The 9558-nt window shown below is 73.5% G+C and carries 8 protein-coding genes; 5 read left to right on the top strand and 3 right to left on the bottom strand.

Features of this window, described 5'->3' with window-relative positions:
• Window positions 1-404: 404 nt before the first annotated feature.
• Together ACFWEP_RS26060 and ACFWEP_RS26055 are read left to right on the top strand one after the other, a co-directional pair.
• Window positions 405-1754 carry a transcriptional regulator gene (locus ACFWEP_RS26060; RefSeq protein ID WP_387373392.1) on the top strand — a complete coding sequence of 450 codons (1350 nt, stop codon included), beginning with the start codon at window positions 405-407 and terminating at the stop codon, window positions 1752-1754.
• Between the two features lie 87 nt (window positions 1755-1841).
• Window positions 1842-2372, top strand: coding sequence for an NUDIX hydrolase (locus ACFWEP_RS26055; protein ID WP_387373390.1), 531 nt, complete (start codon window positions 1842-1844; stop codon window positions 2370-2372).
• Between the two features lie 100 nt (window positions 2373-2472).
• On the opposite strand, the gene ACFWEP_RS26050 is transcribed toward ACFWEP_RS26055, so the two are convergent.
• The 3 genes from ACFWEP_RS26050 to ACFWEP_RS26040 form a co-directional block, all read right to left on the bottom strand.
• The gene (locus tag ACFWEP_RS26050; protein WP_387373389.1) at window positions 2473-3093 is read right to left on the bottom strand and encodes a hypothetical protein; all 621 of its coding nucleotides are present in this window, start codon (window positions 3091-3093) and stop codon (window positions 2473-2475) included.
• Window positions 3094-3397: 304 nt separating this feature from the next.
• Window positions 3398-4039, bottom strand: a complete 642-nt coding sequence (locus ACFWEP_RS26045) for a hypothetical protein (protein WP_387373387.1) — start codon at window positions 4037-4039, stop codon at window positions 3398-3400.
• The gene (locus ACFWEP_RS26040) at window positions 4036-4353 is read right to left on the bottom strand and encodes a hypothetical protein (protein WP_387373386.1); all 318 of its coding nucleotides are present in this window, start codon (window positions 4351-4353) and stop codon (window positions 4036-4038) included. The genes ACFWEP_RS26045 and ACFWEP_RS26040 overlap by 4 nt, the downstream gene beginning before the upstream one ends.
• A 245-nt stretch (window positions 4354-4598) precedes the next feature.
• On the opposite strand from ACFWEP_RS26040, the gene ACFWEP_RS26035 reads away from it, so the two are divergent.
• Genes ACFWEP_RS26035 through ACFWEP_RS26025 form a run of 3 tightly spaced genes read left to right on the top strand, consistent with a single transcriptional unit; the run spans window position 4599 to window position 9516 of the window.
• Window positions 4599-8186: a CHAT domain-containing protein gene (locus ACFWEP_RS26035; protein WP_387373384.1), complete on the top strand. Its 3588-nt coding sequence runs from the start codon at window positions 4599-4601 to the stop codon at window positions 8184-8186.
• Entirely contained in the window at window positions 8183-8857 is a 675-nt protein-coding gene (locus ACFWEP_RS26030; protein WP_387373382.1) for a hypothetical protein, read from the top strand. Before ACFWEP_RS26035 ends, ACFWEP_RS26030 begins: the two co-directional genes overlap by 4 nt.
• Window positions 8857-9516, top strand: a complete 660-nt coding sequence (locus ACFWEP_RS26025; protein ID WP_387373380.1) for an RES family NAD+ phosphorylase — start codon at window positions 8857-8859, stop codon at window positions 9514-9516. Before ACFWEP_RS26030 ends, ACFWEP_RS26025 begins: the two co-directional genes overlap by 1 nt.
• Window positions 9517-9558: the final 42 nt, after the last annotated feature.

Below are 9558 nucleotides of genomic sequence, written 5' to 3'. Positions count from 1 at the left end.
CGGTGGGACCGCACCCGGGCCCGGAGTCGGGACCGGAAGCGTTTCGGCCCCGGCCTCCGTCCCGTGGCCACCCTCCTGTTCGTTCGGGCAGTGGGACCGTGCGGTCCGGCACCGCCCGCCCTGCCGTGGTGTGTCGGGCAGGCCGGCAGGGCGGGCGGTGCGGACGAGGGCCGTCGGAGCTGTACGAGGGGGAGCCGCGACGACCCGGCCGCTTTCCGGCGAGACGCCCAGTCAACCCGCGCCGCCCGCGGTGCGGGAGGGCGCACAGGGGGACGGTTCGGGCATTCCGTTCACACCCCGTGTGAATCGGTGCTTGGCTGGAACCTTGCGGCGCACGCGTCTGGCACAGGTCCGACCCACCTGCTCGGGCCGGTGCGCGAGGCGCGGCGCGGAAGGGGGGATGCGTGGAGCGCGACCGTACGGAACCCAACATCCTGCTGGAGTCCCTCGTGGAAGAGGCGGGGGTCTCGCGGGCGGGGCTCGCCGGACACGTGAACCGGGCCGGTCAGGCCCGGGGGCTGCGGCTGCGGTACGAACACACGGCCGTCTCGCGCTGGTTGAAAGGCCAGCGCCCGCGCGGCGAGGTACCGGACCTGATCTGCGAGGTCCTCGGCCGGCGCCTGGGGCGGCCCGTCACCCTGGACGACATCGGCATGGGCGCGCCCGCCGCGCCGTCGCCGGGCACCCCGCTCGCCGGGTTCGTCGAGAGGGCCACGGCGCTCTGGCGCGCGGACGGGCAGCACAACCCGCGGCTGACCGGCGTACCCGCCGTCACCGGCACGGCCGCCGTGATGCCCGTGTGGGAGTGGGAGAACCCGCCGGAGGACATCGACGTCTCCCGCCCCGGCCCGTCCCGCATCGGCCCCGCCGACCTGGAGATCCTGCGCGCCGCCCGCAGCCACTACGAGCACCTCTACCGCAAGGCGGGCGGCATCGCGACGAGAGGCAGGGTGGTGGGCTTCCTCAACGCCGGGGTCGCGCCGCTGCTGCACGCCGGCCACGACGACGCGACGGGCCGCAGGCTGCACCGCGCGACGGCCGGGCTCGTCTCGCTCGCGGGCATCTGCGCCTACGACTCCGACGCCCACGGACTGGCCCAGCGCTACTTCCACCAGGCCCTGCGCCTCGCCAAGGCGAGCGGCGACCGGGCGCTCGGCGGCTATGTGATCGCGCTGCTGGTCAACCAGTCCCTGCACCTGGGGGAGTTCCGCCGCGCGGTGGCCTTCGCCGAGGCGGCGATACGGGCCGCCGGAGACCGCGTCAGCCCCGCGCTCGCCGCCGACCTCCACGCCATGCAGGCCAAGGCGTACGCCCGGCTCGGGGACGGGCGGTGCGCCCGCGAACGCATCGGCCGCGCCGAGACCCTGGCGGCCCGCATTCTGCCCGGTGCGGAGCCGGAGGAGACGGCGTACGTCCAGCCGGGCCTGGTGGACGTACAGGTCGCCGAGGCCCTGCTCGGCCTGGGCGACCTCAAGGCCGCGCGGGAACACGCGACCCTGGCGGTGCGCGCCCCGGCGCACGACCGGGGGCGTGTGCACCGGCTTGCGATGCTGACCCAGGTGGAGCTGTGCCTGGGGGAGGCCGACCGGGCGGCGCTCACGGCCACGGAGATGGCGGAACGGGCGCGCGGGGTCGAGTCGCACCGGCTGCGCGAGCGGATGGGCGCGGTCCGCGACGATCTGGCGGCCAGCGGGAGCATCGAGGCCGCGCGGGCGGCGGAGGTCATCGGGGGAGCGCTGCGCGTGCCCCTGTGAGCCCCGGCGCATTCGGAAGCGTGCGTTCCCTCGCCCTGCCGCCCCTGCTGCGATGTTGCCACCGATCGACCGAAAGGTGGCAGAACTGTGCAGTGGGCGAACTTGAACGAGCAATCCGTGTATGAGAACCGGTGGTTCCGGGTGAACCTCGCGGACGTCGAACTCCCCGACGGCAGGCACCTCGACCACTACGTCATCCGGCTGCGCCCCGTCGCCGCCGCCACCGTCGTCAACGACGCCGACGAGGTCCTGCTGCTCTGGCGGCACCGCTTCATCACCGGCAGCTGGGGCTGGGAGCTCGCCGCCGGAGTGGTCGAGGACGGCGAGGACATCGCGGTCGCCGCCGCCCGGGAGATGGAGGAGGAGACCGGCTGGCGCCCCGGCGCGCTGCGCCCGCTGATGACGGTGGAACCCTCCAACGGACTCACCGACGCCCGCCACCACCTCTACTGGGCCGAGGAGGCGCACTACACCGGACCGCCCAGCGACGGATTCGAGTCCTCGCGCCGGGAGTGGGTCCCCCTCAAGTCCGTACCCGACCTCATCGCGAGGGGCCAGGTGCCCGCGGCCAACATGGCGGCCGGGCTGCTGATGCTGCGCCACCTCCGGCTGGGGTGACGGGCCCGCGCAACACGCCACAGGGGCGGCCGGGGAGTCCGGTCGCTCCTGTGGGGAGCTCTGCTCCGTCGCGCGCCCGGCCGCCCACGCGCCGCCGGGGTCAGCGCAGTCCGGCGAACACCACGGCAGCAGCCGTACCGCCCAGGACGGCTCCCACGACGACCTGCGCCGTCGTGTGGTCCCGCAGCGAGACCCGGGACCACCCGACGGCCGCGACGCCGAGGAAGAGCAGCGCGGCCCACCACCCGTACGCCGCGGTGACGACGACGGCGACGCCGGAGGCGACGGCGGTGTGCACGCTCACCTTCCACCGGACGGTGACGGCCATGGTCAGCAACAGCCCGGCGATCATGGCGGCGACCAGCGCGACGACCTCCCGGGGAGCGTCGAGAACCAGCAGCAGGCCGGTGCCGACGAGGACCGAAACGAGGGTGACGAACAGCGGTGTCCACCGCTGTTCGCGGATCTTGAGGTGCTTGTCGGACCACCGGCCCCGGCGGACCCCGGCGACGATGTACGCGATGGGCAGACCACCGCAGAAGACCCCGGCGAGCAGACCCCAGCCGGCGCCCCCGAGGGAACCGGTGGAGTGCACGCCGATGACGATCAGGACGAGGACCACGAGATGGGGCGGGGCCAGCACCTCGGTGACCAGGCGCGCGGAGCGCCGCTCGGCGGGCGCGGCCGCGGCGGGCGGCAGTTGTGCGGCGGTGGCGGTCATGCCGGTGTCTCCTGGGGGGCGGGGCTGAGGAAGTCCTGGATCGCGCGGAAGCGGTGAGCGGTTCGCGGAGGTGGACCGAACCGGCCCGGACCCTGAGCGGACCGGGCAAGACTATGGTCCCGGAACTGAACTCGGATCCCCGGGCCCACAGTTGTACGGTCAGACGTGCGGGGAAACCCGGTGCCCGTCTTCCGGCCGAGACGGCGCACATGCCGCCGGTCAACCCGGCCTGACCGAACCGGCGTCCGGACCCAGGACTCCGCAGGGCGACGGCAATCGCCGGACGCCACCCCGCCGCGGAACCTCATCCGGCCGGGGGCGACGGGCACGCCTCCACGGGCGTCAGCCCGGTGATCCCCGTCAGCGGGACGGCCACCTCGCCCGTCCCGGTCCGCAGAACCAGCACGCCGTCCTGGGTGCGCAGGGGCGTCCCGCACTCCGTTCCCGACCGCGTGCGGACGAGCAGCCCCGGCTTGTCCGCCGCCGGTCCGTACCAGGTGATTGCCACCCCCGTCACGAGCAGTGCGCCGCACGTGACGGTCAGGATCACCCCGCGGCGCAGCGCCCGCACCGTCCCCATGGTCTCCAGGTGCTCGGAAGCGTGCAGCGACGCCGTTCCCGGGAGGAGTCGGGTCGCGGCCGGCACCCCGTGGGCCGCCCGGAGCAGAAGCAGGGCTCCGTACGTGCCGCACACCAATGACAGCAACAGCGCGGTGCCGACCGACGCGCCGTAGGGCGCGGCGAGCTTGCCGATCTCGGCACGGCCCTTGACCAGCCCGAAACTCAGCAGCCCGACGAAGAGCCCCGCCAGACCGTTGCGCCAGGCCAGCGCCGCCTCCCTGGCCCGGGCCAGCTCCCCGGCCAGCATGCGCCGGCTACGCGCTGCGGCCCCGCGGTCGGCCGGTATCGCGGGACGCCCCGGCAGGACCCGCCATCCGCCCGTCATGTCCGCTCCACCACGACGTTCCAGAAAGCGCCGCAGCCCTCCTCGCCGCTGGGACGCAGCGGATGTCCGGTCGTGCAGGTGCACATCACCGGGATCTGCGGACCCCGGGGCAGGCGGGCCGAGCGGAAGGTGCGACGGGTGTGCAGGTAGGTGAACGCGCATCCGCACCGGGGACACCGCCCGGCGAGCACGGCCGACTCGTCGTCCACCGCCAGGATTCGCAGGTCGCCGGTGTAGTCCTGGGCGTAATGGTCCTCCGTCACCTCCCGGTAGGGCAGGGGCTCGACGCTGTCCGGTCTGCCCTCGCTCACCATGACGGCCTCCTTCCGGGCCGGTCGCCCCGAAGCGACCTCCCCGGGCATCCTGCCCGCTCATCCCGCGCCGGGTGCGCCGATTCTCCAACAGGGCCCGTGCGCAACCGGAATGAGCCCGCCCCGAGCCGTCGGGCGGTCGGAATCCGGGCGTTGTCCGGCCTGTTTCGGGCCGCTGGGAGATCTCCGCCGAATCGTCCTTCGCCCCGCACGACGCAGTGGGCATGATGGCCTTGGAGGGGTGACACATGAGTGATGCCGACAAGGAATCGCTGTCCGCGCGGATCGCCGCGGCACTGGAGGGGATCGCGGGGCGCGCGGTGCCGCTGGAGACCGGACCGCGCGGTGACGGGGGCGACCGGGAACTGGACCGGGAGATCGAGGAGATCGGCGGGCTCCTCCGGGAGGAGACGGCGGACAGCGCCCCCTCGACCCGGGCGGCGGCCCGTCTCAGGGCCGGACTGGGGGCCCTGATCGGCACGCGGTTCGTGCTGTCGGGTGCCCCGGAGGACCGTGGGCGCGCCCTTCCCCTGCTGGAAGCGGCCGTCGCGTCCGACCTGTTGTCGCAGGAGGAGCGGACGAAGGCGCGCAAGAACCTCGTCGGCGTGATGGCCTCCCATCTGGAGGCACTGGCCGGACTGAGGGAGACCTCGGCGATGACGCTGGACAATTTCAGCGAGCTGGTCAGGATGTGCGTGCCGGAGAGCATGGGCGGCCCGGGGTTCCTGGAGGACTGCCGGCGCCTCATCAAGATCGCGGCGGACATGGACGTGCTGGACAGGCTCCCCGTCCCGGCGAACGACCTCCTGCGGCTGTCCGAGCTCCTGGAGCAGGGCGCCGCGGGGGCGGACGTCTCGCCGGCTCATCTCCATGCGCTCATCGGGAACCTCGCCCGCCTCGCCCCGGGGTCGTTGCTCCCCCTGGTCGAGACCGCGCGGTCCGTGCTGCCGACTTCCTCCCTGGGCCTGTCGATGCGGATGGCGCCTCCGGACCCCGAGACCGACATGGACTCCCTGCTGGAGATGCTGTCCCTCATGGGGGTGATGAATCCCGCGGTGCTGGGAACGGGCGAACTGGAGAAGGTCGTCGAGCGGCTGTCCACCGGTGCCGAGGGAACGGCCGGGGCGCCGCTGGCCTCGCGCATGGTCGCCGCCGTGACCCGCATGTCGGTGGCGATGAGCACGGGCGACAGGAGCCAGCTCCACCGGGCGCTGGGCATGCTCCAGGAAGCCGCCGCGGCAGGAGAGCTGGACGACGAGGAGAAGCCCGAGTGGCTTCAGACCGTCACGTCCAACCTCCTCATGGCGGCCAGCATGACAGGCGGCAGCCTGCAGGACGAGGAAGCCGCGGAAGCACTCATCGAGAGCATCGCGGGCGATCTCGAAACGGAGAACCCGACGCTGACCGCCTTGCGGGTGGCGGCCGTCTGCCTGCGGATCAGGTCCCGTCTGACCGCCGCCGCGGAGCGGAGGGACGCCGCTGCCGTCTCCGCGCAGATCGAGGAACTGCTCGACATCGACTACCAGGTCTCCGAGACGCACTCGTGGCTCGACGCGCTCGTCTCGTACATGAGAGGGCTGGCCTATCTGGTTCTGGCCCGCATCACGCAGGACCGGAGCGACGTGCGCAAGGCCGTCCACCACCTGGAGGAGTCGCTCGAGGTACCGGTCGACGTCCCCGCCCTGCGCAGCTTGCTGGACGTCACCTGGGCCCCCCTGCTCGCGCTTTCCGCCGTCGCCGAGTCGGACCCGGGACGCATCACCGAAGGTATCCGCCGGACCAGGGCCGCCCTCGAAGGACCGGCGATCACGTTCGACTTCGAGATACAGGCCCGCGGGGCGGTGGCGCTCGCTCTGAGCTCGCTGTACGAGCTCACCGGGGACACGGGCGCGCTCGACGAGGCGATCGAGGAGCTGCGGACGGCCCGTGCCGCCGCACCGGCCGGGCGGGGTCCCATCGTCGAGTTCCTGCACTGGAACTTCGCCAAGCTGCACGCGACCCGCGCGGAGGCCCGCCCCCGAACCCCGGAGGCGACCGAGGACCTGCTGACGGCGATCGCGTCGGCCCGCGACTCGCTGCGTCGGACCGCCGACGACGTCCTGCTGCAACTGGGGGTGCGACACGGGCTGCGGATGGCCCGGCAGGGAGCCGATCGTGGCAGGACGGCGGCCTTCTGGGCGCTGCGCCTCGATCGGGTGGACGACGCGATCGGCTGTCTGGAGGCCGGACGCTCGCTCGTCCTCGGCGCCGCCGTGGCGTCCCGAGGGGTGGCCGGCCGGCTGGAGGCCCTGGGTGCCCCGGACCTCGCCGAGCACTGGCGGCAGGCCGTCCCGGTGCCTCCTCCCGTGTACGCGGATGCCACGGAGGCCGTCGAAGCGGTGCTCGCGCTGGCCGACGGCGCCCCGAAACTTCCCGGAGACGTGCGGCAGCGCTCGCTGGACCTGCTCCGGGACCGCGACGCGCCCGTCGACGAACCGTCGTCCGAGACCGTCGCCGCCCTGCGCGCGGGACTGGTGCGCTCCGGCGTGGACGCGCTCGTCTACCTCCTCCCCGGTCCGGAGACGGAGGATGGTGCGGTAGTTGTCGTCACACCCGAAGGGCCCCCGTTGGCGGTCCGGCTCACCGAACTGTCCACCGAGGGGCGTGCCCCGGTGACCGCGTTCGTGGAAGCCGGGGCCGAACGCCAGCGGGTGTCGGCTTCTGCGGACGAGTCGCCCCAGCGGCGCCGCCGGGCCGAACGGCGGTGGAGCGAGGCGCTGGAGCGTCTGTGTGCCTGGGCCGGTGAGGTGCTGGGCCCCGTCCTCGACGGCACCGGTCTCTGGGCCAGGGCGCTGGCCGAGTCGGGGCCGGCACCGTACGAGGGCCTGCGTCCCCACCCGGTGCGCGTGGTCCTTGTGCCGTGCGGGGACCTCGGGGTGGTGCCGTGGCCCGCCGCGGTCCTGTCCCCGCCCGCGGGCCCGGAGGGGCCCGGGACGGTCCGGGCGTGCGAGATCGCCGTGATCTCCCACGCCGCTTCCGGTCGCGAGTTCCTGCGGGCAGCGGCCCGCGACCGCATGGCCCCGGCCGGGCGGCCGGCTCTCGTCTTCCACGGAGACGCCGAACTGGCCTGGGCCGAGGAGGAGATCGAACTCCTGCACGAGGTGTACTACCCCCACGCGGCGAGGTACTCCGACGACCCGGACGCCGACGCCCCGGCGACCCCCCGGACCGTGCTGTCCTTGCTCGGAGGCGGATCGAGGGAGCCCGCCTCCATGGTCCACCTCTCCTGCCACGGCACGGCCGGCCCCGACCCGACCACGTCGGCCCTGCAACTGGCCCCGGCCGAGGGGGCGGACGACGGCTCGACGAGTTCACCGCTCACCCTCGCCACTCTGCTGGAGACCCCCCACGACGGGGAGGCGTACCGCTCGCGGGGACCACTCGTCGTGTGCGGAGCGTGCGAGACGGACCTCACCACCCGCGACCACGACGAGGCGCTCACCGTCACGTCCGTGCTGGTCCACCGGCTGGCATCCGACGCGATCGGTTCCCGCTGGGAAGTCGACGACAGCACTTCCGAGATCCTGATGCTGGTCCTGCACGAGGGGATCGCCGCCGGGCTCGCCCCGCCCGACGCGCTGCGCGCCGCCCAGCGCTGGATGCTCGCCGCCCCCGCTTCAAGGTCCCGGGTCCGCGCACTGGACCGGATTCCGGCACACCGTTGGGACAAGGAGCTCCGCGAGTCGGACACCTGGGCCGCCTTCGTCCACCACGGAAACCCGGCCGGAAACGGAGCCGGGACCGTCCGCATGGACCCTCTGCACCTCGCGGACGGACAGGAAGGAGAACGACCGTGACGTCCGAGGACCTGCTCGCGCTGCTGCAGCTCCACCACGAATCCCTCGTCACCGAGCTCGGACGCGAGGAGCGGGAGGAGGTGACGGCGTCCGTGCGCGACCTTCGCGAGGCCGTCACCGCCGGCCAGGCTCCCCGTGCGGCCCGGGCCGTGCGCCGGCTCCGCAGAGCTCTTTCGCCGCTGCCTTCCGCCCATCCCGTCGCCGAGGCGCTGGCGGGCCGCCGGTACGCCTCGGCCGGCGCCGGGAGCGGGGAGCTGCCCGCCCTTGCCGCCGTGAACGCGCTGCTGCGGGCACTGCGGGACGAACCGCCGGGCCCGGAGGACCTGCGGCGGACCGTGCGCCGGCGGCTTCTGGGCGCGCCCGCCCTCACGGAGCGGGAACGCCTGCTCCTCCTGGCCGACGAGCATGCCGTCCACGGACTGATCCGGCTCCACGACGACGGGGCCGGGGCCCGCTATCCGCGCTTCCAGTTCAGCCCGGGCACGGTACGGCCGCTGCCTGTCGTGCTGCGCGTCAACGAAGTCCTGCGGGCCGACATCGACCCGTGGGGGGCCGCCGGGTGGTGGCTGGGAGGCAACGCCTGGCTGCGGGGGATCCCGGCCGACCTGCTCGGTCTGCTGCCCGACGCGGACATCGAACTGGCGGCGGTCGAACTGGTGGAGGCGGACTGATGGCGCTCCAGGTACCACCGGAAGGCGTGGCCATGGAAGCGCGGCTCACCGTGCTCCCGGCCGGCAGCAGGATTTGGCGTTGTCACAGCGAGCCGTACGGTGTCGCCGACTTCAATCCGCGGCCCGCCCACGAGTTCTTCAAGGGGAGCCGCTTCGACTCCACCGAGAGGGATCCCTACTCCTACCTCTACGCCGCGCAGGATCCCGTCACCGCTCTGGCCGAAGTGCTCTTGCGGTCGGTGGAGTTCGACGGTCCCCTGGCGGTGCGGCAGATTCCGTGGGCGCAGGCGTCCCGCTACAGCGTCTCCGCCGTGCGTACGACGCAGGATGTCGTCCTCGTCGATCTCACCACCGCCGAAGGGCTCGCGGCGGTGTGGCAGGACGGCTGGCTGGTCGACTGCGAGCCCGGCGAGTACGGCAAGACGCGCTACTGGGCGCGGCTGATCCGTGAACACACCGCCTCGGCCCAGGGGCTGCTCTGGCCGTCCAAGCGCTGTCGGCCGCGCACGGCCCTGCAGTTCTTCGGGGACCGGTGCGGGAGCGGGCTGCTGCCGCCGACGCCGGAGGAGAGCTATCGGCTCGACTCCACCACCGACCTGAAGGAGGTCAACAGTCTCCTGAGCCCGCTGCGCGCGGTGATCTCCGTCCCGGAGGAGTGAGCACGCGGCAGCCGTCCGCGGCCCCGCCCGGCTCGTCGCGGG

Source organism: Streptomyces sp. NPDC060198, from assembly GCF_042728415.1.
Classification (GTDB): Bacteria; Actinomycetota; Actinomycetes; order Streptomycetales; family Streptomycetaceae; genus Streptomyces.
The sequence above is the reverse complement of the archived record's forward strand: the minus strand, read 5'-3'. Positions and strand labels throughout refer to the sequence as shown.